The organism is Pedobacter sp. AC379 (assembly GCF_979258145.1).
The window spans coordinates 1,747,666-1,774,454 of sequence record NZ_OZ409839.1 but is presented as its reverse complement, the minus strand read 5'-3'; the positions used below and the strand labels follow the sequence as shown (position 1 = coordinate 1,774,454).

Sequence of the window (26,789 nt, the reverse complement as noted above, 5' to 3'; positions counted from 1 at the left end):
TAACGATCGGCGCCATCACTTCTGCTTCGAAAGAATAATTGATTAAAGAGGGTAGCGATAAGATTTGTCAAAGAAAAATAATAAAAGATAAAAAGGTATTTTATTATAGACTTTAAGCTTTACATTTGGTTAAGATAAAAAGGTATTAATCTCTTAAATTAAACAAAATGAAAAATATTACTCTAACCCCATCGACCCAAAGTCCAGTTACCAGCTATGCCGCAAGCGGTAAATTGATTCTTAGAATGTACCTAGATTTCGCGGATAGCCAAGAAAAAAGTGCTACATTGTGGTTTCTTCTTTCGCTTATGATCAACGGTGTGCTGTTCTTAATTGTTCCGCCGGTACTGATCTGGAACTTCGGTGCGCCTTTAGCTGTGCTGGGTGTGACCGTGGTTGGATTTTTCAGCAACCTAATCGCGAACATGGGCGGGGCTGGCATCAGAACAACAATTACACTCTTTTTTCTAATGGTACTGATCAATACTGGAATGCTTATATTCTATATTGTTTAAAGATGCTAATTGTAATATGTTGCTACCATAGTGGGCAAATCGAATTTTTGTTTGATTTGCCTTTTTTTTTGCCCTCAAAACTGGTATTAAGGACAAAATATAGCATAATATATATCCATTTGGCTAAACATTGTTTAATATTAAATAACTAAACCCCTAACGGTAAAATGGCTCTTTGGCCTTAAAAAAATTATAATAATAGGCGGATTTGGGACTTTTTATGAGAATGGTTTAATAGTTTAATGTAATTTATACCTACGAAGATGAAGCATTACGATGAATTTACAACTTTCAGATTTGACAAAAATAAAGGTCTGCAACAAAAGTGAACAGGATCCGATTTGTTTAAAAAAGCAACACTTTAAACACCTAAATATTTTTATATTTGAATGTCGAACGCCTCAATAGTTTAACGAGGTAAAACATGGCGGCATTTAAACAAAGGGCGAAAATTTTCAACCATCATTAGTAGGTTCGAGTCCTGCTTGAGGCGCCGTAAGCCCTTTGTTTTAGACTGGATCATCAAGATCCAGTCTTTTTTTTTAAAAAAAAGTAAATTATGAGCAACCTAATAAACATCCAAAGGAAATTGAGCGAGGATATATATGGCTGGCTTCTATTTGAATTTCATTGTATGAGGGGCACACTTTTCAATGAAAAATATTTATCATTCCCAGTCGGTCAAATTCTAAACAGCATTACCGAATATAAAACCCTTGCCGAAATTAACCATCCATTGAGTAACAATTTACCTGGCAGACCCCTTCAGGTTGACTTTGTATTGCAGGACAACCTAAACAAATGGAAGGTTGCATTAGAATCCAAGTGGGTAGGCCAGTCAACTATATCACTCGGGTCATTGATATGGGACCTGATAAGGTTACAAAACCTCTTCGACACTAATACAACGATACGTTGCTATTTCGTTCTGGCAGGCTTTGAGAAAAAAATACAAGAAATAAAAAAAGACTTTGGCCTGTATGATAATGACCCAAACAAGTACCTATCAATACTAACTGATGTAAATAATACTGGATTAAGCTTCAATTTATTCCATCTTGATATTAGTACAAAAAATTTCATAAATGAGAAAATAAAAAAGTATCCTAGATTCAGCCTTTATTCCAGCATCAAATGCAGACCCGCACACCATTCTCCGAAAAATAATAAGATTAACATGACATTTTCCACCTATGTTTTTGAAATTCTCAAACCCGAAGCAACAAGGAAGATTTTTTCACTATGAACCTAAGGTGTCTAGAGGCGATGAAGCCATTCAGAGATATTTAAACAAGCAAATTCTTATTGTAGAGCTTATCACCTACTCTTTCTGTTGAAAATTTCAATTTTTTATGGAATCGCGTCTGGATAGTTCAGATTACTTAATCGATCAAAAGTTCTTCAATAATAACACTCTCGGCTGATTTAGTAATATGATTTTGCGTTTTAAAAAGTTGAAAACTAAGCTTTATAGAAAGCTGGTTGTTCATGAATTTACGTTTTAGATTTGACGAAACTCCCATCTCGCTCGCTGAAAAGAATGCCCCATCTTCTCATAGCATCAATAACGGGTTTAAAGGCTTTTCCATTTGTTGTTAACTCATATTCTACCTTAGGAGGAACCACTGGATAAACTTTTCTCATTATGAGTCCATCATTTTCCAACTCCTTGAGATGCTGAATTAACATTTTTTCGGATACATCACTAATCCTCCTTTTAAGTTCTCCAAAACGAAGCAATTTTGACACAGACAACTGATATATAATCTGTAGTTTCCACTTGCCATTTATCGCATTACTAGCAAGCGCCACTGGACACGAAAAAATTTTATCACCTAACTTAAAGCTTTGATTGATCGCATCTTTCATAATGATCGGTTTAATTTAAATTTCAACGATTTGAAAATCAGTAGTTTGCGAGAAAAACATATACTTACTTTTTAGTTAGTACTTGCTCAAATGTAAGTATAATGTTAGCTTTATCAAAATTTATTCTGCTAAAATGAGATACGAACACCTTGGAAAAGAATTTAATAAACAATTCAGTCATCATTCTGCTACAGTGAATAATATCAATATTCATTATGTTAAAGGAGGATCTGGTGAGCCCTTAGTCTTGTTACATGGTTATCCACAAACCTGGTATGCCTTTCGTCACATCATGTCCGACTTGGCCAGGTATTTCACCCTAATCGTTCCAGATCTACGGGGTCTCGGCGATTCGAGTGTAGCCGAGAATGGGTATGATACATCGACTGTTGCGGATGACATATTCCATCTAGTTTCCGAGCTGGGATATCAAAAAATAACACTTGCTGGACATGATTTTGGAGGGAATGTAGCATACGCCTATGCGGCCCTTCATCGAGAAACTGTTAAAAAACTGGTTATTTTGGATATAGGATTTCTGACGTCGACTATCGCGAATAGTCCGTTGCTTCCTAAGGAAGGCAGATCGCTTTGGTGGTTCCCATTTCAGATGGTGCCTGATCTTCCAGAATTACTGGTTGCTGGAAGAGAAGCAATTTATCTCAAGTGGTTTTTCGATAACGGCACTTTTAATAAAAATGCAATAACCGCAGATGACCTTAGAGAATATGCCAGATGTTACAGCAAGCCAAGAGGTCTCACTGCAGGATTTAGCTATTATCGAGCCTTACTTGAAGACATGAACTTCAATGAAGTTCAGGCTACAAAAAAGCTGAAAATACCTGTGCTGGTACTTGGCGGTCAATTTAGTTTTGGTACTAAAATTGTGGCATCATGGAAGTCGGCTGCCGAAAACGTAAAGTGTGTGGTCATTGCAGATTCAGGACATTATATGCTCGATGAACAGCCTCTTTTGATTTTAGAAGCAATTTTGCCTTTTCTTAAATCGCCACAAAATTAACTCGGCGTGTGCAAACCAATCCATTTGCCCCTTTTCACCAGTTTACTAATATGTAGCCAAATAAATTAATAACAAATCTATTTCCACTTAAATTGAGTCAATCTACTCTGGTTTATACTGGAATAAACTCTTCAAGGATAAAATACTCGTCAAGTTAATAGACATCTGAGTTGCCACTTAAATTCAGATGCAACTTCGCGTGGAAAAAACGTTTTTACGCTTTTATTCTTGCCCTAATAATTATGAATTCATGAAGCAACTGAAATCTCTTTTAGTAATTTTTACATTACAAATAACTTGCGAGATACTTGCGATATAGAAAATAAATATACTTAAATAATTAATTAACAGACGTTTATAAACTACAATAAAAAGACTCATAATCTTTGAGCGAGCGTTATTATTTGAGTCATGATGAGAGTTGGTTGCAGAGTTCACTTTGTAATCACAACTGTCTGTCTTTTTCTAGTCTTTTTATTTCCTAATAAGTTTGTGACTTTGGAATTTTAGCGTAGCGGTAAATGTTGCTCTCTATATGATCAGAAAATGTTTCCCAAAATTATTTGCCCCCCCGCATTTTCGAGTGCTTCAATTTGCAATTAGATTTTGTTCTTTGATGGAAACCCTGACGTATCCAATCTTCATTATTGTATCACTAAAACGTCCCTATGTAAATTTAAGAAACCTTGTTTTGTGGTACAGGTTTTTAAGAAACTGACTTTATGTAATATTGATCCACTCCAATACAATTGAAAAATCTAATAATACCACCATTTTTTTGATAAGCATAAACCTGTTAATGCTCACAAAAACATTTAACTCAAATGGATTCACAATTTTAAAAGCAATTTTATTTGAAGTTCACAAATTTATTTACTACATTAGGGTATACAAGGAAATGCGTTTTTGTTAGGTTTTATTGGTGCCCCAAACAGGTGCCCTATAAGCAAAAAAGATAAAATATATGGCCTAGAGTGTATTTAAATTCAGTTTATTCGAATCCCCCACTCTCCGCCAGTGTATAATCAAAATACATCAAAACGCTTTAAACTGTATGTTTAAAGCGTTTTTGTTTATAGGCCATAGCAAAATCATACAATTTATACGATTCTGAGTTGCCCCAACAGGTGTCCTATCTACACATCTAAATGGATCAAGCGGAAAAGTTGGGGGTAATCGAATAATTTGTTTCTTTTGTAGTTAATAGTAATTACAAATTCCCTTGAATCCAGCCGAACACACCCTTATCAGTTTTTTATTACCAGAAGGCATTCTGGATTATTTCGCAATACTCAAAGTCGAAAAAGAGTCGAAAGAGCTTCAGATCTTTCTTGAAGAGAAGAATGTAGCTCCCTCCGGTTACGGGATAACTGAGCTCGAATCAAAGGGCTTTCTTCCAGAAGTTTCCATTCAGGATTTTCCTATTCGTGGGCAAAAAGTTGCCTTACGTATCAAGAGACGTAGATGGACGGTAAAAAAGACTGGGTATATCATTAGTAGAGATTGGGATTTAGTAAGAAAAGGGACTCGGATGACTACGGAATTCGGTCTTTTTTTAAAAGGAATATTTGGATAACCACCCCATTAGCTGCTATCATTTAGGGCATTATTTCCAAATAGACGGCAAACAACTCCAGGAGCAATATAAAGAGCATATCAGTGATTATAATAGTTGGGATCAGAAAGGGCATGCGAATGATTGGATGCTTTTTGTAAAGAATGTGAGCCCCAGGCTCAGTATTGATGAAACAGCTTTATCCAATGGAGAGCTTTATACTATTGTAACCAATAAGGAAGCCAAAGGTAGAAAGAGTGCTATTGTAGCGATGATCAAGGGTACGGTGGCCGAAAACATTATATCTGTACTGAAAAAGATTCCGGAAAGACTGAGAAAACGGGTGCGGGAAGTAACCATGGATATGGCTGCCAACATGCAATTGGCCATAAAACGATGCTTTGTAAACGCGCATCGGGTAATTGATCGTTTCCATGTTCAGAAATTGGCTTATGATGCAGTTCAGGAAGTTAGGATAAAGTATCGTTGGGAGGCTATCGATGCAGAAAATGAGGATATCGCAACGGCAAAAAAGAACAAAACTGCTTACCATCCAGAAGTGTTGGCTAATGGAGATACTTTAAAGCAATTGCTGGCGCGGAGCAGGTATCTTTTGTTTAAACATCCCTCAAAATGGACACGGAATCAAGAACTTAGAGCAGAGCTACTTTTCATAAGGTATCCCAAATTAAAGAATGCATATAATATTGCCCAAAAATTGGGAGATATATTCAGGTTGTGCAAAAGTAAGGAACAGGCCTTTAAAAGATTGGCAATCTGGTATAATGAGGTCGAAGCATGCGGAATTGATTCCTTTAGGACTGTTGCCAGATCAATTCAATCGCATTACCTGTATATCCTTAACTTCTTTATTAACAGGGCTACAAATGCTTCTGCAGAATCTTTCAATGCAAAGATCAAAGCCTTTAGAGCAACATCGAGAGGTGTAAGGGATATTAAGTTTTTCTTATTCAGATTATCGAAAATATATGCCTAGAGTTTAACTCCCCCAACTTTTCCGCTTGATCCATTTTTTATAGGTCCAATGATCTGTGGCATACCTTCCGGCATGCGCGCAAGCTTGATATGTCTGGTTTTCATACTTGAATGCTAATTAAATTCCGTAGTTACCGGCAAGGGCTTTTTCTTATTTACTAACCTAACATTATAACGAACCACCATCAAACAATAATGCGTCATTTGTAGCATGACTACCTTTCTTCTTGATTAATTTTTTTATTGAAAGCTTGTATTGGAATTTAATTTTCATTTCTGATATCAAATCCAAAATGCTCTCCAGTATGTAATTTGAGCAAGAATATAACCTCTGGCGCCTGGCAGCTCAGAGCTATTTGATTCGCATCCAGTATTTGCAGTCAGCAATAATTAGGCTAGAGTTGATTCGATATACTTTTTAAAATTCGTTGTCTTTCTACCCAATAACCTTTCTAAGTCGCCTGATTGATGTTCGAATTCACCCTCTTCGATTGCTACCACCCAACTGGTGAGGAATTTGGCGACTTTTCGAGACGTTCCTTTCGCAATTAACTCACCAGTATATTCTTCGGCTGTGATAGTGGAAAAAGGGACAGGTTTTCCTTTTTCTTCTGCAAGAATTTTAGCGATTTCAGCAAATGAAATAGTTTCGCTTCCACCTAGTGAATACGATTTCTTTTGGTGTCCCGGCGTAGAAAGTATTTCGGCATGGGCTTCCGCCAGTTCATCTCTTGTTGCAGGTACCATTTTCCCGTTGCCTGCGGGAACTTTTATCCCATTTCCATAAGGGTTGGAATCATAGTAGATAGACAAAATATCTGTAAAAGGGGGATGGTATAAAATGGTATAATCAAGTCCTGATGACTTAAGTACTTGTTCCGTAAAAAGATCTGATTCCGTAATTTCAGGCATCATACGTCCTGAGTCTTCTTTCCGCATTATCGACATATACACCACATGCTTAACGCCAGCTTGGCGGGCAGCGGTAATCACATTGTAATGCTGGGTAAATCGGTCTGAGAAAGCGACTGCACTGGTGAGCATCACTTTATCAACACTTTTAAATGCGCGCAATAAAGAATCATAATTTAGATAATCTCCAAAGCGAACTTCAATACCTTTGGCAGCTAAATTAATTCCCTCTTCCTTTTTTCGGGTAAGTCCAATAATTTGGTCTGCAGGAAAACCTTTTTTTAATAAATGCTCAACTGTTCCTTTTCCAATTGTACCTGTTATTCCTGTTACTAATATTTTTGTCATGATATAATTTACTTGATTTCAAACAATGGCAGTAGATTGTATTAATGCTGAAATACAATGAAAAGACTGCATGTTGTGAAGCCTTTTCACTGTAATCGCATACTATTCGCGAATACTTGTTGGGTCATTAAGCGTCATCTTGGCTATTTCGTCTTTGCGTTTGAATGCAACACCAGAATGCTTCTGCATGTACCTGATCAATTCTATTGCCGCCTTAACCATCTGCGGCGTACCGCTGACACGGTCATGAAAGGTTAAGGAAAGTTGCCTGCGCCGGGTTGCCGACTCTTCGTAAAGTTGATCGAACTCCATTTTCACTTGCGTGATGTACTGGTCTGGCGAAAAATTTCTTATTTCGATCATGCCCAGATCATTATTACGTATCGTGTATGGAACTACCGCAAAATCCTTTTCGTTAACTTTGATAATAAATGGCTCATCACGGCCTAAGTCATCAATATGATAAATGCATCCAAGCTCCTGTAATATCTTCAGAGTGTTTTCACTACGGCGCAAAAAGTTGGCATGTAACCAACCGGCGTTTGTCCGGTTACTTTTTTAATCGCATCTAAGCCATCTTTAATGAATATTTTTTCTTCTTTATACGACATGTCGTATTCATCTTTCCAGGTCATACCGTGCCCGGAAGCCTCATGCCCACGGCCTACAATCTCTTTAGCCAGGGCAGGATTTCTTAACACAGCAGAGCCCACCATAAGGGTTGTTACTTTGATGCCTAATTTATCCCAGTTATCCAGCATCCGTGGGATACCTTCTTTATATCCGTATTCGTACCAGGTGCTTGCAGGCAAGTCTTTATAACCGGGTTTCATATTGGGCGGAAAAGGGCTTGGCGCATTATCCGGCTGGCCGCCTGCTTCAAAAAGCATGGTGGCGGAAACGACGAGCCGTGAGCCATCTGCCCACTTTGATGATTTGGAGGCATACAACTTATTAGGGCTTTCAGCCATAGATATTTGATTTGCACCAATGAAACCTGCCAGCGATAACAGGCCAGTTTGTTTAATAAAATCTCTTCTGTCTGTCATAACTTTGCCCCAATTAATAAAGTCCCTGGTTAAACTTCGCTATGGCTGCATCAGGGTTAGCAAAGTAGTCAGTACGTTGCCTGCCCGCTTCCCCAACAAAGATCTCGTAACGGTCCTCATTAATCCCGGTATAGATGTCTTCAGCAGCAACTTCAGGTGGCAAGCCATGTTGCTCGCCCCCCATATCTTTGGTTGCATCTGTATTGATCAGCGATGGCATTACTTCAAAAACCTTGATGTTGGTATCTGATGATAAGGTTAAACGTAAAGCAACTGAATGCGAATGCAAGGCTGTTTTAGCGTCTGAGTAAGTCGGCAAAACCAACAGCGGATGGAATGCCACATTGGAAGTAATATTTACAATTGCCGCTTCGGGCTGCTTTTTTAATAGCGGCAACAAGGCTTCGATTAACCTAACCGGGGCAAAATAGTTGGTTTCAAATTCCTGCTTTGCTTTATCAACCGCATTTGCGCCTTCGCCCAGTTTATAAACAAATCCCACGCCGGCATTATTGATCAATAAGCTAAGATTGCCGTAAAAAGTTTCCAGTTTTGTAACGAGATTTTTAACAGCATCTGCGTCGGTCACATCGGAGACGATATAATTAATACCTAACTCATTGGCAGCTTTTGCCAACTTATCTTCATTGCGACCAGTTATAACTACCCTGTTTCCTTTTTCACTTAAAAATTTTGCTGTTGCATAACCGATTCCTGAACCACCACCGGTAATCAGGACTGTTTTGTTCTTAATATCCATGATTTCTATTTATTAATAATAATATTTAAATTTGCTTGCCATTTGCAAGTAAACAAAGATAAAATATAATACTTGCAAGTTGCAAGTATTATTTAACATTTTTATGTCATGAAAGAAATTCAGCACCGATCTGATTGTCCGATAGCTTATTCCTTAGATTATTTAGGCGACAAGTGGGTAATTTTAATTCTAAGGGACCTGATCTTCACCAGTAAGTCGAGTTATGGTGATTTTCTCAATTCTGGTGAAAAAATAGCTACTAATATTCTTGCAGACCGGCTTAAGCTTTTAGAAGCAAACGGATTTATAAAATCTTCGGTATCTCCCGAAAAAAAGAACAAGTTTATCTACAATCTTACAGAGAAAAGTATTGACCTGATCCCCCTTATTGTCGAATTAATGATTTGGGGATCGAAGTACGATTCATATCCCATAAAAGAGGCGGTTAAAAAATTGGAAAAAGATAAAGAAGGCACTATACGGGAAATCCGGGAGAAACTTTTGCAGCGTTTAAAAAGCGATGCTCCTGCAAAATAGCATCATATATTTTGAGGCTGAAAGCTTTTAATAGATATTGGATTTTAAAGACTTTAATTAGATTGCACTGTAGGAATTTCCACTTTAACATTGCCGAATAGTATGTTAAAGAGCGATTAGATTTTTCCCGATTATCGGATCATGGTATTTAACGTCGCAGGGTTTAATTCCACAGATTCATAATGCTTCCTTGCTATTTTCAAAATGAAGCCATCATCATAGGCCAGCATGTTACCGTCGGTTACTTTGTTAAAATATATGCCCCGCCTGTTGCCATGAAAAGAATTATTGCCGGCGTCACCTCACCTGGATTCACTACCAATGTATGTGCTTCACCTGCCGGTTCATATAATAAAAGTTCCCGGTTTAGCTGTCCATTCATGTTCGAGGTAGTACCAATTTCCGCGTAAGGTGTAGCCAACTGATGTTGAATGAAAATGCGGTGGCATTTGAGCTCCTGCCTCTGCCCTTAGAATCACGGTAAAACTTCTATTGCTCAAATTAAATTGGTAGGGCAGGATTTGGAAATATGGCGCGGAAGGTACAGCACTATTGTCGCAGCGCGAGGCCGACCTTCTGCTGTTCTCTTACAAAACAAAATTAAATTGTTGGATCGCAAATCTACTTTGCTTAAATTTTGGGGTGAAGATAATCGCTTCAATGCAAGGAGGATGAATGTATACATTACCAGGCTGCATAAGTTCCTTAAATCAGAACCTTCAATTGTTAGACAAAGTATAAGGGAACAAGGATATAAATTAGCAGAAATTTAATGAGTCATACTGGAACAAGATATAAGTTTGAGTTGGTGAGTGTGGTCTCAATAGCTATTTCGCACAACCTCTTGTGTAATAGACTTGGCAGGCTACCAGTATTTAAGCACCTTATCTTTTTAAGTCAACCCTTCCAATCGATCTAACTACATGTTCGTTAATACCAATATTTAAACAATTTTTTTGAATCTAAAAATAACATTGATTAAAAGAAAGTTGACAAGCATCAACAATTATAGTTGATAGTTGTCAACTTATTACTATATTTGCTTTATGAAAAAAGATATAGAGCAAATCAGGAGTTTTAACCGCTTCTATACCGCCCATCTCGGTTTATTGAATGAGCATATTTTAGACGGTCCATATTCTTTGGCGGAAGCCCGCATTTTATTTGAGATAGGAATAAGACAGCCAGTAATCGCGCAGGAACTGGCCACATTGCTCACCTTGGACAAAGGTTATTTGAGCAAAATCATTAAAATGTTTGTAAATGATGGCGTGATTGCACGGACACCCTCAAAGGAGGACTCGCGTGTCTATCATATCAACCTGACCGCTCAGGGTTCAAATCTATTAAAAGATCTACAGGGAAAATCCGACCATCAAATCGAAGGATTTCTAACGAAGCTCTCGCCCGACGAAGCAGACATGTTAGTGAATTCCATGAAAACGGTCCAAAATCTATTGTCAGCAGATTATAGCAATCTGTTGCTGTCCGGTCAGGTTGTTTACCGTGAAGGATTAAAGCCAGGCGATGTCGGGTATCTGATCTATCTGCATGGCATACTTTATGCTCGCGAATCTGGTTATTCGCAGGAATTTGAAGGTTATGTGGTCAAAACTTTTTACGAGTTTCTGGAACATTATGACACGGGTAGAGATAAAATATGGCTGGCTACTTATAATGGGCAGATCATCGGATGTATCGCCATCTTAGCTAAGCCCGATAATGAAGCGCAATTGCGCTGGTTCCTTGTGCACCCGGTATTCAGGGGTACCGGCGTAGGCAAACACTTGCTTCATGCAGCGCTAACTTACTGCCGCGGGCAGCAGTTCAAAAACGTATACCTACTGACTACTGATGTACAGCAAAAGGCCATTGCCATGTACAAAAAAGCAGGCTTCCAGCCAACAGCGTCTATACAAATGGAGCAATGGGGCAAAACGCTTCATGAAGAACGTTACGACCTTGATTTGACAACACAGCATTAATTAATTATTATGAAATATTTAGTAATTGGCGCCGGAGGAACCGGCGGCCTTATAGGAGGCTATTTGGCAAAAAACCAGCTTGATGTAACACTCATAGCGCGTGGTGAGCACCTCAGAGTTATTCAGCAAAAGGGCCTTACCGTTAAAACTTACGGCGAAGAACCTGTTCACCTAACCAACATTAAAGCTATTGGTGAAGATGCGCTGGAAAATCAAAAATTTGATGTAATTTTTGTTTGTGTGAAGGCTTATCATTTGAGTAGCATTGTACAGATGCTAAAAGATGCAGCTAAGGAGCAAACGATGATCATCCCCATTTTAAACTCGCTGGGCAGTGGTGCCTATCTGCGTACTGAGTTGCCCCGACTAAATATTTATGATGGCTGTATCTATATCACAGGTTATATTTCAGCACCCGGAGAGGTAAGTCAGAATAACCAGATCTTTAGAATTTTTTACGGGTTGGATGAGGGAAATAAAAATGATAACTCAAGAGATAAAATGGAAAGCGAAGTACGGGAAAGCGGTATAGATATCCGGTACAGTGCAGTTATTACCAGCGAAATATTTAAAAAATTAACCTTTACTTCGGCTTTTGCGTCCTGTGCAGCTTATCATAACATACAAGCATCATCTTTGCAGTCAGATGAAACTTACCGTAACCACTTCATTAGCTTACTTAAAGAGTTAAAGCAAATATCAGACGCTGCAAACTTTGGCCTAACCGACAATTTTTTCAAGGAGAATCTTCAAATCCTGGACGATCTTTCTGCTGACTTTACTGCTTCCTTTCAAAAAGATTTACAGCAGAATAAACCAGATGAGCGCAATGAAATTATTCATGATATGGTGCGACTGGCGGCCCGGAACAGCATCCAAATTCCGCATTATGAAAAAATTGCAAAACATTTCAGATAAACATGCTGCCGGCATAATGCTTATCATGGATATCAGTCAGCGTAAAAGTCGGAAAGATAAACACAATTGTACGGCAGTATTTTTATCAAATACAGAACAGTAATACCTATGATGCATTCAATAATTACATCTTATCGATTGTCCAGCCAGGCCAGAAATGAAGTAGCCTTATCTTTTCCAACCAGTAAATTCTCGTCCGTAGGTATAACTAATTTAACCAAGAGCTTCCGGGCAAAGTATTGCTCAACCTCTTTAACCGCTTTAAAGCTGATCAGGTACTGCCTGTTTAATTTAAAGAAATTTAACGGGGATAGTTGAGCGGTTATTTGCTCCAAAGACTGATTGATATGGAATGTTTCGCTATCGAAGGTCACTATTGTTATTTGTTCGTTATGGGCAAAAAAATAAGCGATGTCATCTGTAGGTAGGTTTAAATATTTTCCGTGCTTGTAAACCAGGAAGCTTGATTTACCGGTGTTCGGATGTTGAAGTTTTAGAATTTGAGCGATCAGCGCAGGAGAAATGTCACCGCTTCTTTGACCAATGAAACGGTCCATTTTATCGAAGGCTCTTCTAAAAGCATCTTCAGTAAACGGTTTTAAGATATAATCGATCCCGTTGGCCTTAAAAGCATCAACAGCGTATTCGTCATATGCGGTACAAAAAATAACCGGTGAGTCTACTTTAACCTTTTGAAATATTTCAAAGGATATGCCGTCAGCCAGCTGGATGTCCATAAAGATCAGGTCAGGTGCCTGATGAACCGACAGGTACTCTACTGATGTTGATACTTTCTGCAGGGGGCCGTCTACACGACTACCCGGACGGATCTGGGAGATCATTTTGATTAGCGCCCTGGCAGTTTTTAATTCATCTTCAATTACTAATATCTGCATTGGCCGGAAGCGCTACGGTGAAAAATTGGTGATTTGATTCTATAATAATCTGCTGTCCCATCAGGTGCAAATATCGCTGACCGATATTTTCCAGACCGATCATGTTCGATGGTTCAGGATGATTTTTTAGCTGTACGTTATTTTTAACTTTAATATATTTTCCATCCGAATAGATCGAAATATTTAAAGGCTGATCAAGGGAGATAATATTGTGCTTGATCGCGTTCTCCACTAAGAGCTGCAGGGTAAATGGAGGGGTTATTGCGCTTAGGTGCTCCGGAGAAAACTGGATCTGAAGATCAATGCCTTCTTCAAATCGCGACCTGACCAGAAAATAATAAGCATTTAGATTTTCGAGTTCCTTCTGCATCAATACCGAATCCTGTTGCCTGCTTTCCAGTGTATAGCGGTAAAAGTCAGATAATTTGACAATAAAATCAGCCGCAGTTGCATCACCGAAATCGACCATCGATTTCAAGGTGTTCAGACTGTTAAACAGAAAATGCGGATTAACTTGCTGCTTTAATACCTCGTATTTTGCGCTTAGGTAATCCGCTTTTGTCCGTTCGAGATCCATGCCGATTACCTGATTAGCGTAACTCTGAAAAAGCAAATACAAAAACATATAAATAGTCAAATTGATCAGGATGCCCCGGAACTGGTACATCATTATCATGGTACCAATAAGCTTATCGTTAAAGAAAAGTTGACCGCAAACTACCAATATTCCCATAACAAATATACCCAATGAAAGGCTTCTGATCAGCCTGAGCCCAAAAAACCTGGTCGTTAACGCCTTGTTGAAGAATTTTGGCAATGTATATAAGTTGTAAAACCAGACAAACAGCGAATAAATAAACGCTATAAAACAGTCGATGACAACTTCAGCAAAACTGATCTTCAGCTGTAATATTTTTGGAATAGAGGCCAGAATACCCATAAAGACAGCAGATGCCCAGATCACTTTTTGTGATACCTGGAAAACCCTGCCAGTTTCTTTATGTATGTATTTTTCAAAAATCATGGAATGATGGATGGCCTTTGTGTCAATATAAAATGTATGCGTTCATTTTGTCCTGTTGTATCTGCTGATAACAGGAGGTTTTTGCCCATAAATTTTCGATAAGTTACAAAATTAGTATGATTTCCTATATTGATCGTTTCTGCGGAAATCAACTCACCTGGTATTCGTGCGCCAAACCAATGGGCGTCATCCTGCTGTTTCCATGTCACTAATGTAAAGGAATTACCTGGCACATTTAAGTTTGATTCCTGCGTCGCATTTTTAAAATGCTCATCACCATAGAGGATGCTCATGGTGCCCACCTTTTTATTTATCAGGGAAGTAATTACCTTTTCATGCAGTTCTGACAACCTGAAAGTTGAAGGAAGCGAGGCTTTGCTGTTAATGAGACGATCTGGATCCGTGGCTCCTTTGCAGCCGGCTACAAATAATGAACCAGCTGCAATGATATAAAATATTAATTTCATTTTAATTCTTGATTGGAAAGGTGAACACATAATCATTGTCTTTCATCGGCTTATGACAGTTCATACATTCTGTTGTAAAAATCGCTGTTTTGCCATATGGCGTTAATTTTGGTGTTTTGAACCGGGCAAAGCCCCAGCCGTTCGTTGATCGGTATTTTTCAGCATTTTTGATCATGTATTCAACCTGTTTAAAAGCCCCGGTTGTTACATTTCCGTTTCTATCCTCCAGTTTATCCCAGGCAGCTTTTGCAAAAATAGTTCCATCGGGCCAGGGATTGTTATGATTAGTTTTGACAGCATTCACCGCGATATCATTTCCGTATATTACACGCATGGTGCCGTTATCAAAACGGTCCGATGTGCTGATGACCTGCCAGTTTTTGTAATCGGGAAGGTAGGTGATGTCGTTTAATGTTTTGGGTAGTTTTTGACGGTCGACAGATACTAAACTTTTTCGCTGATGCTCAAAGGCATTTATTTTGGCTGTATCTTCCGGCAGATCATGTATCATGCTGGTCAGGTATTTTTTTAGGACAATGAGATCCTTCGGCGAAACCCTGGCGTTAGGATGAACGACCTGATAGCTTTTAACCGGCATGGCTCCCTGCTCGATCTGATTGACAGCCTCCCAAAGTTTTGCTTTGCGATCCGCGGGTGCCAGCTTATCCCAATTAGAAAAGTTGAGCCCCTTTCTGCCGTCACGAACATGGGCTGCAACCTGCCAGTAAACCGGTTGTACCTGATCATACCATCGCAGTTTAGTTTCATTGGAATGGCAGTCGTAACAAGCTCTCACTAAAATATTTTTAACAGCCTTTGGAGCCTGAAAGTCCTGTGTGACTGGTGGGTCGTCAAGTCGTGGACGGAAAAACTGAAGACTGACCAATAAAACAACGATGAATGATACAGCCGGAAGAAAATACTTTTTCATGATTATGATTTCTGGTACAAATAAATTCAACAAATCTCGGTCTGGCAATCTAAATGTCCTGTAAGCGGCAAATTGGTTGCTGAGATTGGCCATTAAGCAGTTGAACAATAATTTGTATATTGTTAAAATAAATTTCGTTGACGTCCCCCCGAAAAACTGGCTCACTCATTTCTGAAATGGGCTGTCAGAATTTGCGTCTTTTTCAATTTAACCATTTATTAAACAGTGAATTAAAAAAGTGTAGGTTCCCGAACCTTTTTCATAAAATTGATGGAAATTTTTTGATACTAAAACAGAACGAAATTTTTGAAAAATATTACTTATCAGCAGCGATTAAATAAACTGCATTGAAGAACAGCATATATTTTAATAACTATTATGAGCGGTTATTAATTTCCTAAAGCTCAACCCAATAAATTTTTAATAGAATAACGAAAGTTTGAGAAAATTCTTCAGGTATTTTTATAAAACTTCTTGCTTATACCTGATTGGATAGCACAATGAGCGTTTGGCTTCATTAACTACAAACGTACTGTTAAGCGCACCTACATTTTCCAATTTGGAAAGTTTTTCCATAATAAAACGGTTATACTCAGGCATATCGCCCACTACGATTTTGATCAGAAAATCAAATTCTCCGGTGGTATGGTAACATTCCAGTACTTCGTGATATTCAATTACCTGGTTCTGAAAGTTGGATAAGGCCTCTGCACTATGAACAGTAAGTTTAATGTGCGAAAACGCAATCCACAGATCGGTAAATTTATTGCGGTTAATTACCGTTACCGTTTCTCCTATAAATTCTTCACGTCTCAACCTGCTCACCCTTTCGAAAATTGTACTGCCAGACCTTTTAAGTTTAGCAGCAATTTCCTTATTGGTCAGCCGTCCATCAGATTGAATGATCCGTAAAATGTCCAGATCAAGCTGATCCAGTGTGCTGTTGTGCATGCGTACTTGCTGTTTTATAGTAATTGCACCGGATAAAAATACAGAAAACCGTTAATCGCTTATTTAAATCGGGTAAATTGAAGCAAACTTAATGAGTTTCTTTGAAATGCACCAAATTACATCCAATAATATTTGGATTTTAACTAAAATGATGGCTAACAAGCAAAATTTAATTCCGCTATTTTGTTTCCATTAGAATAATTTCCGGATTTGCACAACTCTTGAGGAATTATGATCTCCAGCACCGAATTTCGTGGCTATAAATTCACTTTTTAATCAGTTAAAAAGGAGAAACAGACGTAAAAGAAATGGATCAGGAAAAAATATTAGTGATTGGTGCCTGCGGGCAAATCGGCAGAGAGCTTACAGCTGCATTGCGTTTAAAGTTTGGGCAAATGCAGGTGCTGGCATCCGATATTCAGGCGAAGAATAATTTATCTACAGAGGTTTTTCCTTATCAGCAACTGGATGTAACTGATGCCGGTGCATTGGAAAAACTGATTGCAGATGAACAAGTTACACAGATTTACCATCTGGCCGCAATGTTATCAGCCAATGGCGAAAAAAATCCTAAAAAAGCCTGGGACCTGAACATGAACAGTTTGCTCAGCGTGCTGGATCTTTCAGTAAAATATGGCGTAAAAAAAGTATTCTGGCCGAGCAGCATTGCTGTTTTCGGTCCGGATTCTGAAAAAACAAATACCCCTCAACAGGGGATAACCGAACCATCAACCGTTTATGGCATCAGCAAGGCAGCAGGAGAATACTGGTGTAAATATTATTTCGAAAAATTCGGACTTGATGTGCGCAGTATCCGTTACCCAGGATTGATCAGTTATACGGGCGCACCTGGTGGCGGTACCACTGATTATGCAGTTGATATTTTTCATCATGGGGTAGAAGCCAAACCTTTTACGTGCTTCCTTAAAAAAGAAACAGTTCTTCCGATGATGTATATGGAAGATGCTATAAGGGCCACGCTCGAGTTGATGGATGCGCCGGTGGATAACATAAAAGTGCGTACTTCGTACAACCTGAGCGGGCTGAGCTTTAGCCCCGAGGAACTTGCAACAGAAATCGAAAAACTGGTGCCAGGTTTTAAAGTGGATTATACACCCGATTTCAGACAGCAAATTGCTGATAGCTGGCCGGGAAGCATTGATGATAGCGCAGCACAAACAGATTGGAACTGGAAACCTGCTTACAACCTTGAAGCTATGGTTAGCGATATGTTGTTAAACCTAAGGGCATTACAAGAAATTTAAGTAGATACTGTGCATCAATAGAAAAAATATTTAGTTAATGATTGAGCAGGTGGCCGCGATGGTTCCCTGCTTTTTATATTTTGCACATCCCAACTTTTTACATACCTTAAACTATCTTATCACGCCCGCGCAAACTTTGCTGTTCTTAATGAGTAACCATTAACCAAATTTTGATGATGAAGTACATTCTTTTACTGAGCTTATTTTTAAATAATTTAGTTGATTCACACGCGCAGAACAAAATCCCGCTTCAAAATATAACAATCACAAGTAATGCTCAAAAAACTGAGGTTATTATCGATGATAAAGGTGAGTTGCATTTAAACGTATCTCCTACTGATGCATTAAAGTTTAAAACCGCAAAGTTGGTTCATTATAGCGATTTCGGGGCAAAGGGTGATGGAAAAACGGATGATATAGATGCCATCGCAGCAACCCATGCCTTTGCCAATCAACATGGCCTTATGGTAAAAGCTGATGTAGGCGCCACTTATTACATTGGCGGAAAGGAGCGCACGGCAATTATTCAAACGGATACCGATTTTGGCACGGCCAACTTTGTTATTGATGATACGGAAGTAAAAAACCGCAATGCATCTGTTTTTACCGTAAGCTCAGCCCTGAAGTCATTTAAACTCAAAAATATAAACTCGCTAAAAAAAAATCAGCAAAAAATCGATGTTAGCTTACCAAAACCGTGTTTAATTACAGCAACAAACTCCAAGGTTAAACAGTATATCCGGTTGGGCTTAAACCAAAACCATGGCTCATCGCAAACTGATATTTTTCTGGCAGATAAAAACGGTAATCTGGACAGGAAAGCACCGATTATCTGGGATTTTGAACAGCTTACTGATATTACTGCACTGCCGATTGATGAGCAACCTTTGAACGTTACCGGGGGCCGTTTTACTACAATTGCCAATAAAGAAGAAGCTAAATACAACTATTACAGCCGCAATATTTCAATAAAAAGATCGCATGTTATTGTGGATGGTTTGCAACACTTTATTAAAGGTGAAGGCGACCATGGGGCACCTTATGGCGGCTTTATCAACATCAGTGATTGTGCCTATGTAACGGTAAAAAACAGCATTTTAACCGGCCACCTTGCCTATAGCACTGTTGGGGCGGCGGGCAAGCCTGTTACCATGGGCACTTACGACCTTTCTGTAAACCGTGCAGTTAATATATCTTTTATAAATTGCAGTCAAACAAATAGCATTGATGACAATAAATATTGGGGCATTTTAGGATCAAACTTTTGCAAAAATCTGCTTTATGATGGTTGTACCCTCTCCAGGTTTGATGCTCACCAAGGGGTTGCCAATGCCACCATCAGAAATTCTACCCTAGGCCATATGGGCATTAATGGTATCGGTAGTGGAATATTGAGCATAGAAAATTCTACCGTACATGCACGGAGCTTTATTAACCTGCGCCCTGATTACGGCAGTACCTGGCAGGGAGAATTGATGATTAAAAACTGTGTGTTTTTACCAGCCGCAGGTAAACCTATCACTGCTTCCATTATAAACGGCTCCAATTCTGGTGAGCATGATTTTGGGTATACCTGTTATATGCCGGCAAAGATTACCATCGAAAATTTACGGATTGAGGATGTCAATCATCCAGAAAATTACCAGGGCCCGGCTATTTTCGCTGATTTTAATCCAAAAATGAATGATAGCACCTACAAGGAAAAGTTTCCATATATAAAACCCAATGAGGTTATTTTAAAGAACGTAACCACAGCCAGTAAGAAAACATTGAGGATCAGCGATAATCTTTTCATGTTCAAAGATGTAAAGGTTAAAACGAACAATTGATTTTATTCCATATGCGGTAAAGCTGATTTCAATAATCCCTCTCGAATCATTTAGTAAGAGATTTTTTCACCTTGCCAGCCTGTTGTGCGTAAAAATTGCTCCCAGTTGAGCGTGCCAGGATTTATTTTACGGCTCCATGAGAGATCTTTATCTTTTTGAAAATAACCAAACTCAACTGCATAGGCTGCCATGCCTAAAACTTCATTTATTAGGCTTTCATTGGAAGCAAAACCAGGGAAATGACGGAGAAAATCTTCCCTTGTGAAAGCAGAACTGTATACGGCTTCTTTTCCGGTAACCTTCACAAAGGCATCAACCATTTCCTGGGGAGAAATAAATTCGCCAATTACAGGTAGCGATTTGCCTGCATATTCTGCCGGATTGGTAAATATTTCCAAAACAGCTGGCCCTGTTGCAGTAAGCGGATCAACAAATGGTGCACGAAAATCTTTCGGCAGGTAAATCGGAAATACAAATTGACCATCCTTCAAATATGGCGTATAAAATTCCATAAGATTCGTATAAAAAAAGGCCATATATATAAAGGAACTCACTATTGGTAATGTTCGGATATATTCTTCCACAAGGGCCTTATCAGTAAAATGAGGTGCAAATTTTTCTCCTTTGGTAATCCGGTCTACATTTTCCAGACTGCTAAATAAAATGTGTTTTACTCCTGCTTCAACTGCAGCATCAGCAAGTTCCTTACCCAATTCCATTTCGTGTGTATGTGGAGGAGCAATGCTGGGCGTAACCATAAATACACCGTACGATCCAAGGAACGCCGCTACAAATTGTGCTTTATGTCCCAAATCCAATGGTACATTTATCAATTCGGCACCTTGTTTAATCAATTCAACCGCTTCGGCTGAATTCGCCCGTCGGGTAATGCCGCGTACACGAAACTGCTTGCTTTCTAACAGGGTTCTTGCAACGCTAAGGCCCTGCTTACCCATAATGCCTACAACTGTAATTAGCGGCTTATCGTTCTGATCTGATTTTTCAATAAAATATGATGACATGTTTTAAAAATTAGCAAAATTTTATACTATAATAATTATAGTTGCAAAACTAATTTTAGTGCATTACTTTTGCAATAACTATCCATTTAGATAGGTTTAAATAAATAAATTGTGAAAACTGAATGCATTGGTGAAAACGTAAAACTGAACGGTAAAACTTACCCTTGTACGGTTAGCCTGGCCATGGATCTGATTGGTGGGAAATGGAAAACTGTTATTTTATACCACTTAAAAACAGAACCTAAGCGTTATAGTGAGTTATTAAAAGAAATGCATACCGTAACAGAAATGACCTTGAGTATCCAACTGAAAAAACTGGAACAGGATGGCCTGATCTCCCGAAAAGTATACGGCAAAAAACCTCCGGTTAAGGTGGTTTATAGTTTAACCGATTTTGGAAAAACATTAATCCCTACCCTGGAAGCGATTACTGCATGGGGAAACCAGATTACTGAACAAAGCGCAGAATTTGTAAATTTTACTATAATGCCTAAAACTTAAGCATTGGTTATCATCTGATAAGGTTGAGCATTTAACTGTAACGTGTCGCAAATACACCGTCAGAAAGTCGCTTTACTCCCTGCTGATTTTGTTTTTTTACGTCCATATTTGTTAAAAGTAATTGTGGAGCAGCAACCACATCAAAAAAAACGGGCAGACTGAAAAGCCATAAGATTGGGAGTAAAAAATTAAAAGTTATGTCAGATAATAAGGTTTCATTACACAGAATAATTAAAGCATCACCAGAAAAACTATTCCGAGCCTTTACCAGTAATACTGCAATTGCCGCATGGCTACCTCCTTATGGGTTTCTCTGCACGGTACACGAACGGAATGTGCAGGAGGGCGCAACGTACAAAATGTCGTTCGAGAATTTTACTACAGGAAACAGTCACAGCTGGACTGGAGAATTTTTGGAAATAAAGCCAAACGAATTTTTAAAATATACCGATAAATTCGACGATCCAAACCTTCCCGGTGCAATGGTTACTTCTGTATGGTTTAACCAAACCATGGTGGGCACTGAATTGAAAGTTTTACAGGAAAATATTCCCTCGGTAATACCTGCCGAAATGTGTTATCTGGGCTGGCAGGAATCGATAGAAAAATTAATAAAATTAGTGGAACCTCAGATACCGGATGCCTGATTAAGTGCAAATATTGTTTTGGATCATTAATGGCCATGCAAAATGCATGGCCATATTTGTTTAACCGGATTTACTAATGGCGTCTTAATTTGAAATAATGTTATTTAAAATCTGGTATTGGGAATATATGGCCGCCAAATAAGATGTAAGACCACAGCAGTGTCCAAAAGATGTTAAAAATCTGAGCAGTTACAAAGGTAAATGCTGGCCGCCCACCTTGTAATTTCACTAACGATGAAAATTTAGCTTCCATACCGATAGAAATAAATGCGATAGCGAACCACACCGTGCGCAGGCCATTTAATGTTGGGGCTACGCTTTTTGCTGTTGCAGGCGATAAAAGGAAAGAAAACACCAATGACGCAGCAACAAAACCCAGTACAAATTTCGGGAAACGCTCCCAAACAATTTTTAAACCAGGGCTTTCCGCTTTAACCAAAACTTCTCCGTTTTCGCCTTTTGGTTTTTTGTAGGCCCACCATATGGCGATAAAAAAGGCTGCAACCCCAATGAATACATTTTGCGAAAATTTAGCAATTACCCCTGCTTTAACCGCTATCGGGCCAACTAAATCGCCAGCAGCAGTAACTGTAGCGGTGGTATCTAAAGTGCCACCCAACCAGGCACCGCCAATTACATCAGGAATATGAAAATACCTTACGGCCCATGGCTGAATAACCATCATCGGGATGGCCATAATCAACACCAAAGTGGTTACATAAGATAATTTACGTTTATCGCCATTAATTGCACCTGCAGCAACAATTGCGGCTGAAACGCCACAAATGGATACCGCAGAGGCCAAAATTACACCGAATTCATCATCAACCTTCAATTTACGGCTTAACCATAAAGAGAAAAACCAAACAGCGGTTACCACAATAATGGCCTGAACAATACCTGGCAAACCGGCTTTAATTAAATCGGCAGATAAAATGGTGGTACCTAAAATTACCAAGCCTGTTTTGATATAAAATTCAGACCTTACCGCCTCCTTTAACCAGTTTGGCAATTTAACCAGGTTACCCAACAGGATCCCAATTAATAGGGCGAATACAACATATTCTAAACCGAAATAGGAAATACTTTTATTACCACCGATTATAAAAGAGACAATTGCCAGAAAATAAATCAGTGTAAAACCCGCTGCAAACCTGGCTACCTTACCTCCTGATAGCGCAATCGCAATGGCTGCCAGCACCAGAAAAACTGCACCGGTTTCTACAATCAGCAACAGGTTTTGAGGCGATAATATTTTACCAAACAAATCATCAGTAGTAGCCCATTTAAATGCGGGTAAAGTGATGGTTGTGCCGTTATTGGTTAAGTAAAGCACGGTTGCAATAATGATTGTTCCTAAAATTACAGCCCACCAATCTTCTGTAAGCGATTGTAAAAATGTTTTTTTGTCGGGCGTTATCCCGGCGTCTGTTAAAGCTCCCGTAGTTCCTGAAGCATTGTTCTGTGTTGACATAGTGTTTATTTGTGGTTATCTAATTTGATGTTAAAAATATCTTTCAGTGCTTTTTTTGCGGCATTGTAACCGCACATTCCATGTACACCACCGCCTGGAGGCGTAGAAGATGAACAGATGTACAACCCTTTGGCAGAAGTTTTATAAGGCGACAAGCTTAAAGCCGGGCGGGTAAACAGTTGGCCAATATCCAATATACCTCCGTTGATATCGCCACCAATATAATTTCGGTTGTGTGCTTCCATCTGCTCGGTATTCATGGTGTGTTTGGCCAGGATGCGATCTTTAAATCCAGGGGCAAAACGTTCTACCTGGTTTTCTATAATTGCTGTCAAATCCTGTTTCGATCCATTTGGCACATGGCAATAAGCCCAGGCGGTCTGCTTTCCTTCAGGCGCACGTGATGGATCGAACAAACTCTGTTGAGCAAGTAATACAAATGGTTTTTCGGCCTGCTGGCCTTTGCTGGTTTTTAGTTCCCCTTCGGCTATTTCTTCAAATGTATTGCCAAGGTGTATCGTGCCGGCACCCTTACATGCTTCAGCTTTAAAAGGGATAGGTCCGTCCAGTGCCCAATCTACCTTAAATACTCCCATACCATAGCGGTAACGTTCGAGCTGCCATTTATAAATATTGGAGAATTTATGCCCTGCTATTTGCAATAATTGTTTTGGCGTAACATCAAAAAGCACTGCATGGGCGGATGGCAGTTGATTTAGTGATGAAATAAAATTTCCCGTTTCAATTTTCCCGCCAAGTGATTTAAAGTAAGCAGCCAATGCCTCTGCAATAAATTTTGATCCGCCTTTGGGTATCGGCCAACCTTTAAGATGCCCGGTAGCCATTAATACCAAACCGATTGCGGTGGTACTCAAATTACTTAAAGGCTGTATGGCATGTGCGGCCATTCCGGCAAAAAGCCCGCGCGCATGTTGTGCTTTGAAGCGGTTAACAAAACCCGTTGCGCTTCTTAATGCTTTTAGGCCAAAACCGGCCATTGCCAATGGGTGCTTGGGAAAACGCAGGGGCCCTAAAGCATCTTCAGCTATCAATGGCCAGGCTGATGTAACATTTTCCATTAAGGAAGTATACGTTTTTGCATCCCTGCCGAGGTATCCGGCAGTTTTCTGGATAGAATGATCCAATATAGCAGCGGTTCCGTCATCAAAAGGATGTGCGGCGGCCAAAAGAGGTTGCAGGTATTCCAGGCCAAATTCGGCCAAAGGCAGTGTTTTAAAAAATGGCGAAGCCAATGCCATCGGATGGATCGCTGAGCATACATCATGTGTAAAACCGGGCAAAGTAAGTTCAGCAGAAGTTAAGCCGCCCCCGATCACGTTTTTACCTTCTATAATTAAAACGGAAAGTCCCTGTTGCTGCATAAGAATTGCTGCGGCCAATCCATTTGGCCCCGAACCTACAACTACTGCATCATAATCCCGTTTTTCTAATTTCATCTGGTTATTTTATTGTTTCCGGTTTAAATAAAACTCTTCCATCGGCACCAATCTGCCAAGCCGTAATGGGATTCATGTGGTAACCCCCTAAATTTACGCCACGTGCCGCAACCAATTGCGCCAATGTTGGCTGTAAATAGCCTGTTTCATCGGTAACGCGACTCAAAATTTCAGTTGCTTTGCCGTCCCATTCCCATAAATGCCTGAAATAAGTATGCGCTTTGCTAAGCACCGGTTCCTGTAAATTGGCCAGTTGCCACGTTTTGCCTGCATCGGTACTTACTTCCACTTTTTCTACCTTACCCCTTCCGCTCCAGGCAATTCCGCGGATCTCCACCCAACCTTTATTTACCTTTTGCGGGTAAGCAGGATAGGTGATGATGGAGCGTGCATCCAACTCAAAGCTAAACATTCTGATTTTATCTTTTACAGGGTAAGTATATTTTGAGGTTTCTTCCCGGGTCATATATGGTTCTTCTGAAAGTTCAATCCGACGGAGCCATTTGATATTCATATTGCCTTCAAAACCTGGCAAAAGTAGCCTCATGGGATATCCCTGTTCGGGGCGCATGGCCTCTCCATTCTGCGCATAAACAATCATGGCATCATCCCAGGCTTTTGCAATCGGGATGGTACGTGTCATAACAGCAGCATCCGAGCCTTCGGCCAAAAACCATTTCGCTTTATTGCTGATGCCGACTTCTTTAAATATGGTAGAGAGCATAACGCCCGTCCACTCGCTTTGGCTGGTAAGGCCAAGAATATCCTGCGGAGTCATTTCGGTTTTGCCAGTGCGGAAATTACCTGCACATTCAATGAAACATGTGCGTGTTATGGATGGAAACCTTTTGATATCAGCCAGGGTAAACTTCATCGGCTGATCTACCAGGCCATGAATGAGCAATTCGTGTTTTACAGGATCAATTGCTGGAACACCTGCATGATGACGTTCGAAATGAAGATCAGCAGGCGTAATAGTGCTGTGCATATCCTGCAAGGGTGTACGCGAAGAGATATCAGAAGGTTTGCGTACAGGCTGTTCAAATAAGGAGCGTTTGCCGAGCGGACTTGGCCCCGGACCAATAATTTTGGTCGGATCATCTACAATATCTGTAAGAACCTGTTTTTCAGCTTTTGCTTCACTTGCAAATAACGATTGTACCGGTAAAACTGCAGCAGCAATTACACCACCCAATAAAGTACGTCTGCTCATTTTACCAGTAACTATTTTCCGATCGGTTTTATCTTGCTTCTTCATTACTTTATTTCAGGTCCTCCTTTACGATCATCCATAATAAATAGCTTTTTAGCAGGCATTTGCACTTTATACAGGTTTTTGGCATCGAGCACTACATCAGCCTTGATAATTTTATTCGCATTGAGCAGATAAGCGGTTATGCTGTACACTTCATTATTACTTAAGGAACCAGGAAGATTATAGGGCATGGCCCGGCGCATATAATCGAACAAAGTAGTGGCATATGGCCAGTAATTACCGATTGTTTTCGGTTTACTATTAGCCGAGGTATCACCAACTAAAGCACTTCCGGGAAGTTTTACACCCGGCTTTTCGGTACCATCCTCACCATGGCACATTGCACATTTTTGCGCATACAACAGTTTCCCTTTTTTAACATCACCCTGGCCTGCTGGTAAGCCTTTACCATCGGGCGGATATCAATATTCCAAGCTGCAATTTCCTGAGCGGTGGCCGGGCGACCGAAACCAAATTTTGCCGGGCGTTTTAAGCTATCCGTTGATGGCGATTGCGCCTGCATTGAAGTAAACGCTGTTTTTAGCGACATTAAGAACAACATTACAGGAAATGCAAGTATGTATACCGTCTTTCTGTTCATCCTC

At 39.6% G+C, this 26,789-nt stretch carries 29 protein-coding genes and 1 tRNA gene; 14 read left to right on the top strand and 16 right to left on the bottom strand.

From position 1 onward, the window contains the following. Positions 1-167 precede the first annotated feature (167 nt). From ACZZZW_RS07840 to ACZZZW_RS07830, 3 genes are all read left to right on the top strand, one after another. Positions 168-515, top strand: a complete 348-nt coding sequence (locus ACZZZW_RS07840) for a hypothetical protein (protein ID WP_463492810.1) — start codon at positions 168-170, stop codon at positions 513-515. Positions 516-913: 398 nt separating this feature from the next. Then, positions 914-1,008, top strand: a tRNA-OTHER gene (locus ACZZZW_RS07835). A gap of 66 nt (positions 1,009-1,074) precedes the next feature. Beyond that, a complete protein-coding gene (locus ACZZZW_RS07830; protein ID WP_463492809.1) occupies positions 1,075-1,761 on the top strand; it encodes a hypothetical protein in 687 nt (228 codons plus the stop codon). Between the two features lie 248 nt (positions 1,762-2,009). Here ACZZZW_RS07830 and ACZZZW_RS07825 read toward each other — a convergent pair whose 3' ends face one another. Further along, complete coding sequence (locus tag ACZZZW_RS07825) at positions 2,010-2,384, bottom strand: winged helix-turn-helix transcriptional regulator (protein WP_463492808.1); 375 nt, start codon at positions 2,382-2,384, stop codon at positions 2,010-2,012. Positions 2,385-2,466: 82 nt separating this feature from the next. Between ACZZZW_RS07825 and ACZZZW_RS07820 the strand changes: the two genes are divergently transcribed. The 3 genes from ACZZZW_RS07820 (at position 2,467) to ACZZZW_RS07810 (ending at position 5,957) form a co-directional block, all read left to right on the top strand. Continuing rightward, a complete protein-coding gene (locus ACZZZW_RS07820; protein ID WP_463492807.1) occupies positions 2,467-3,405 on the top strand; it encodes an alpha/beta fold hydrolase in 939 nt (312 codons plus the stop codon). Positions 3,406-4,627: 1,222 nt separating this feature from the next. Beyond that, a complete protein-coding gene (locus ACZZZW_RS07815) occupies positions 4,628-4,981 on the top strand; it encodes an ISAon1 family transposase N-terminal region protein (protein WP_463492336.1) in 354 nt (117 codons plus the stop codon). Beyond that, a complete protein-coding gene (locus tag ACZZZW_RS07810) occupies positions 4,974-5,957 on the top strand; it encodes an ISAon1 family transposase (protein ID WP_463492337.1) in 984 nt (327 codons plus the stop codon). Before ACZZZW_RS07815 ends, ACZZZW_RS07810 begins: the two co-directional genes overlap by 8 nt. A 389-nt stretch (positions 5,958-6,346) precedes the next feature. Here ACZZZW_RS07810 and ACZZZW_RS07805 read toward each other — a convergent pair whose 3' ends face one another. The 4 genes from ACZZZW_RS07805 to ACZZZW_RS07790 form a co-directional block, all read right to left on the bottom strand. After that, positions 6,347-7,216, bottom strand: a complete 870-nt coding sequence (locus ACZZZW_RS07805) for an SDR family oxidoreductase (RefSeq protein ID WP_463492806.1) — start codon at positions 7,214-7,216, stop codon at positions 6,347-6,349. 102 nt (positions 7,217-7,318) lie between these two features. Then, positions 7,319-7,732 (bottom strand): polysaccharide deacetylase family protein, encoded by a 414-nt coding sequence (locus ACZZZW_RS07800; RefSeq protein ID WP_463492805.1) that lies wholly within the window; start codon positions 7,730-7,732, stop codon positions 7,319-7,321. Then, on the bottom strand, positions 7,708-8,265 hold the full coding sequence (locus ACZZZW_RS07795) for a polysaccharide deacetylase family protein (protein ID WP_463492804.1): 558 nt from the start codon (positions 8,263-8,265) through the stop codon (positions 7,708-7,710). Before ACZZZW_RS07795 ends, ACZZZW_RS07800 begins: the two co-directional genes overlap by 25 nt. Before the next feature lie 13 nt (positions 8,266-8,278). Next, a complete protein-coding gene (locus ACZZZW_RS07790) occupies positions 8,279-9,025 on the bottom strand; it encodes an SDR family oxidoreductase (RefSeq protein ID WP_463492803.1) in 747 nt (248 codons plus the stop codon). Positions 9,026-9,133: 108 nt separating this feature from the next. On the opposite strand from ACZZZW_RS07790, the gene ACZZZW_RS07785 reads away from it, so the two are divergent. From ACZZZW_RS07785 to ACZZZW_RS07770, 4 genes are all read left to right on the top strand, one after another. Then, on the top strand, positions 9,134-9,562 hold the full coding sequence (locus ACZZZW_RS07785) for a winged helix-turn-helix transcriptional regulator (RefSeq protein ID WP_463492802.1): 429 nt from the start codon (positions 9,134-9,136) through the stop codon (positions 9,560-9,562). Between the two features lie 506 nt (positions 9,563-10,068). Then, complete coding sequence (locus tag ACZZZW_RS07780) at positions 10,069-10,335, top strand: helix-turn-helix domain-containing protein (RefSeq protein ID WP_055911209.1); 267 nt, start codon at positions 10,069-10,071, stop codon at positions 10,333-10,335. A 273-nt stretch (positions 10,336-10,608) separates the two neighbouring features. Continuing rightward, complete coding sequence (locus ACZZZW_RS07775) at positions 10,609-11,547, top strand: bifunctional helix-turn-helix transcriptional regulator/GNAT family N-acetyltransferase (RefSeq protein ID WP_463492801.1); 939 nt, start codon at positions 10,609-10,611, stop codon at positions 11,545-11,547. 9 nt (positions 11,548-11,556) lie between these two features. Then, a complete protein-coding gene (locus ACZZZW_RS07770) occupies positions 11,557-12,465 on the top strand; it encodes a ketopantoate reductase family protein (RefSeq protein ID WP_463492800.1) in 909 nt (302 codons plus the stop codon). A gap of 131 nt (positions 12,466-12,596) precedes the next feature. Here ACZZZW_RS07770 and ACZZZW_RS07765 read toward each other — a convergent pair whose 3' ends face one another. From ACZZZW_RS07765 to ACZZZW_RS07745, 5 genes are all read right to left on the bottom strand, one after another. Then, positions 12,597-13,361, bottom strand: a complete 765-nt coding sequence (locus tag ACZZZW_RS07765; RefSeq protein ID WP_463492799.1) for a LytR/AlgR family response regulator transcription factor — start codon at positions 13,359-13,361, stop codon at positions 12,597-12,599. Next, positions 13,342-14,385, bottom strand: coding sequence for a sensor histidine kinase (locus tag ACZZZW_RS07760; protein WP_055911217.1), 1,044 nt, complete (start codon positions 14,383-14,385; stop codon positions 13,342-13,344). The genes ACZZZW_RS07765 and ACZZZW_RS07760 overlap by 20 nt, the downstream gene beginning before the upstream one ends. Continuing rightward, a complete protein-coding gene (locus ACZZZW_RS07755) occupies positions 14,382-14,852 on the bottom strand; it encodes a hypothetical protein (protein ID WP_055911218.1) in 471 nt (156 codons plus the stop codon). Before ACZZZW_RS07755 ends, ACZZZW_RS07760 begins: the two co-directional genes overlap by 4 nt. Position 14,853: 1 nt before the next feature. After that, complete coding sequence (locus tag ACZZZW_RS07750; RefSeq protein ID WP_055911976.1) at positions 14,854-15,783, bottom strand: heme-binding domain-containing protein; 930 nt, start codon at positions 15,781-15,783, stop codon at positions 14,854-14,856. 462 nt (positions 15,784-16,245) lie between these two features. Next, positions 16,246-16,734: an Lrp/AsnC family transcriptional regulator gene (locus ACZZZW_RS07745; protein WP_055911220.1), complete on the bottom strand. Its 489-nt coding sequence runs from the start codon at positions 16,732-16,734 to the stop codon at positions 16,246-16,248. 308 nt (positions 16,735-17,042) lie between these two features. On the opposite strand from ACZZZW_RS07745, the gene ACZZZW_RS07740 reads away from it, so the two are divergent. Continuing rightward, positions 17,043-17,999, top strand: a complete 957-nt coding sequence (locus ACZZZW_RS07740) for an NAD-dependent epimerase/dehydratase family protein (protein WP_463492798.1) — start codon at positions 17,043-17,045, stop codon at positions 17,997-17,999. Positions 18,000-18,172: 173 nt separating this feature from the next. Continuing rightward, on the top strand, positions 18,173-19,828 hold the full coding sequence (locus ACZZZW_RS07735; protein WP_463492797.1) for a hypothetical protein: 1,656 nt from the start codon (positions 18,173-18,175) through the stop codon (positions 19,826-19,828). A gap of 50 nt (positions 19,829-19,878) precedes the next feature. Here the strand turns inward: ACZZZW_RS07735 and ACZZZW_RS07730 are convergent, their stop codons facing one another. Then, positions 19,879-20,850 (bottom strand): NmrA/HSCARG family protein, encoded by a 972-nt coding sequence (locus ACZZZW_RS07730; RefSeq protein WP_463492796.1) that lies wholly within the window; start codon positions 20,848-20,850, stop codon positions 19,879-19,881. 111 nt (positions 20,851-20,961) lie between these two features. Here ACZZZW_RS07730 and ACZZZW_RS07725 point away from each other — a divergent pair, with 111 nt between their 5' ends. Further along, complete coding sequence (locus ACZZZW_RS07725) at positions 20,962-21,351, top strand: winged helix-turn-helix transcriptional regulator (protein ID WP_463492795.1); 390 nt, start codon at positions 20,962-20,964, stop codon at positions 21,349-21,351. A 197-nt stretch (positions 21,352-21,548) separates the two neighbouring features. Then, positions 21,549-21,998, top strand: coding sequence for an SRPBCC family protein (locus ACZZZW_RS07720; RefSeq protein ID WP_463492794.1), 450 nt, complete (start codon positions 21,549-21,551; stop codon positions 21,996-21,998). A gap of 100 nt (positions 21,999-22,098) precedes the next feature. Here ACZZZW_RS07720 and ACZZZW_RS07715 read toward each other — a convergent pair whose 3' ends face one another. From ACZZZW_RS07715 to ACZZZW_RS07695, 5 genes are read right to left on the bottom strand one after another with little or no spacing between them, the layout of a single operon-like run. Next, positions 22,099-23,472 (bottom strand): YeiH family protein, encoded by a 1,374-nt coding sequence (locus ACZZZW_RS07715; RefSeq protein ID WP_463492793.1) that lies wholly within the window; start codon positions 23,470-23,472, stop codon positions 22,099-22,101. 5 nt (positions 23,473-23,477) lie between these two features. Continuing rightward, positions 23,478-24,929, bottom strand: a complete 1,452-nt coding sequence (locus tag ACZZZW_RS07710; RefSeq protein ID WP_463492792.1) for a phytoene desaturase family protein — start codon at positions 24,927-24,929, stop codon at positions 23,478-23,480. Between the two features lie 4 nt (positions 24,930-24,933). Further along, positions 24,934-26,187: a sulfite dehydrogenase gene (gene soxC, locus ACZZZW_RS07705; protein ID WP_463492791.1), complete on the bottom strand. Its 1,254-nt coding sequence runs from the start codon at positions 26,185-26,187 to the stop codon at positions 24,934-24,936. Next, complete coding sequence (locus ACZZZW_RS07700) at positions 26,187-26,525, bottom strand: c-type cytochrome (protein ID WP_463492790.1); 339 nt, start codon at positions 26,523-26,525, stop codon at positions 26,187-26,189. Before ACZZZW_RS07700 ends, soxC begins: the two co-directional genes overlap by 1 nt. Further along, positions 26,486-26,785 (bottom strand): hypothetical protein, encoded by a 300-nt coding sequence (locus ACZZZW_RS07695; protein ID WP_463492789.1) that lies wholly within the window; start codon positions 26,783-26,785, stop codon positions 26,486-26,488. Before ACZZZW_RS07695 ends, ACZZZW_RS07700 begins: the two co-directional genes overlap by 40 nt. Positions 26,786-26,789 lie beyond the last annotated feature (4 nt).

Coding starts and splice junctions, on each gene's coding strand:
- soxC (WP_463492791.1), bottom strand. CDS start 26,187: ATGAAGAAGCAAGATAAAACCGATCGGAAAATAGTTACTGGTAAAATG.
- ACZZZW_RS07755 (WP_055911218.1), bottom strand. CDS start 14,852: ATGAAATTAATATTTTATATCATTGCAGCTGGTTCATTATTTGTAGCC.
- ACZZZW_RS07695 (WP_463492789.1), bottom strand. CDS start 26,785: ATGAACAGAAAGACGGTATACATACTTGCATTTCCTGTAATGTTGTTC.
- ACZZZW_RS07720 (WP_463492794.1), top strand. CDS start 21,549: ATGTCAGATAATAAGGTTTCATTACACAGAATAATTAAAGCATCACCA.
- ACZZZW_RS07740 (WP_463492798.1), top strand. CDS start 17,043: ATGGATCAGGAAAAAATATTAGTGATTGGTGCCTGCGGGCAAATCGGC.
- ACZZZW_RS07830 (WP_463492809.1), top strand. CDS start 1,075: ATGAGCAACCTAATAAACATCCAAAGGAAATTGAGCGAGGATATATAT.
- ACZZZW_RS07785 (WP_463492802.1), top strand. CDS start 9,134: ATGAAAGAAATTCAGCACCGATCTGATTGTCCGATAGCTTATTCCTTA.
- ACZZZW_RS07750 (WP_055911976.1), bottom strand. CDS start 15,783: ATGAAAAAGTATTTTCTTCCGGCTGTATCATTCATCGTTGTTTTATTG.
- ACZZZW_RS07795 (WP_463492804.1), bottom strand. CDS start 8,265: ATGACAGACAGAAGAGATTTTATTAAACAAACTGGCCTGTTATCGCTG.
- ACZZZW_RS07760 (WP_055911217.1), bottom strand. CDS start 14,385: ATGATTTTTGAAAAATACATACATAAAGAAACTGGCAGGGTTTTCCAG.
- ACZZZW_RS07715 (WP_463492793.1), bottom strand. CDS start 23,472: ATGTCAACACAGAACAATGCTTCAGGAACTACGGGAGCTTTAACAGAC.
- ACZZZW_RS07840 (WP_463492810.1), top strand. CDS start 168: ATGAAAAATATTACTCTAACCCCATCGACCCAAAGTCCAGTTACCAGC.
- ACZZZW_RS07775 (WP_463492801.1), top strand. CDS start 10,609: ATGAAAAAAGATATAGAGCAAATCAGGAGTTTTAACCGCTTCTATACC.
- ACZZZW_RS07710 (WP_463492792.1), bottom strand. CDS start 24,929: ATGAAATTAGAAAAACGGGATTATGATGCAGTAGTTGTAGGTTCGGGG.
- ACZZZW_RS07770 (WP_463492800.1), top strand. CDS start 11,557: ATGAAATATTTAGTAATTGGCGCCGGAGGAACCGGCGGCCTTATAGGA.
- ACZZZW_RS07805 (WP_463492806.1), bottom strand. CDS start 7,216: ATGACAAAAATATTAGTAACAGGAATAACAGGTACAATTGGAAAAGGA.
- ACZZZW_RS07700 (WP_463492790.1), bottom strand. CDS start 26,525: ATGTGCCATGGTGAGGATGGTACCGAAAAGCCGGGTGTAAAACTTCCC.
- ACZZZW_RS07745 (WP_055911220.1), bottom strand. CDS start 16,734: ATGCACAACAGCACACTGGATCAGCTTGATCTGGACATTTTACGGATC.
- ACZZZW_RS07765 (WP_463492799.1), bottom strand. CDS start 13,361: ATGCAGATATTAGTAATTGAAGATGAATTAAAAACTGCCAGGGCGCTA.
- ACZZZW_RS07825 (WP_463492808.1), bottom strand. CDS start 2,384: ATGAAAGATGCGATCAATCAAAGCTTTAAGTTAGGTGATAAAATTTTT.
- ACZZZW_RS07730 (WP_463492796.1), bottom strand. CDS start 20,850: ATGTCATCATATTTTATTGAAAAATCAGATCAGAACGATAAGCCGCTA.
- ACZZZW_RS07790 (WP_463492803.1), bottom strand. CDS start 9,025: ATGGATATTAAGAACAAAACAGTCCTGATTACCGGTGGTGGTTCAGGA.
- ACZZZW_RS07735 (WP_463492797.1), top strand. CDS start 18,173: ATGATGAAGTACATTCTTTTACTGAGCTTATTTTTAAATAATTTAGTT.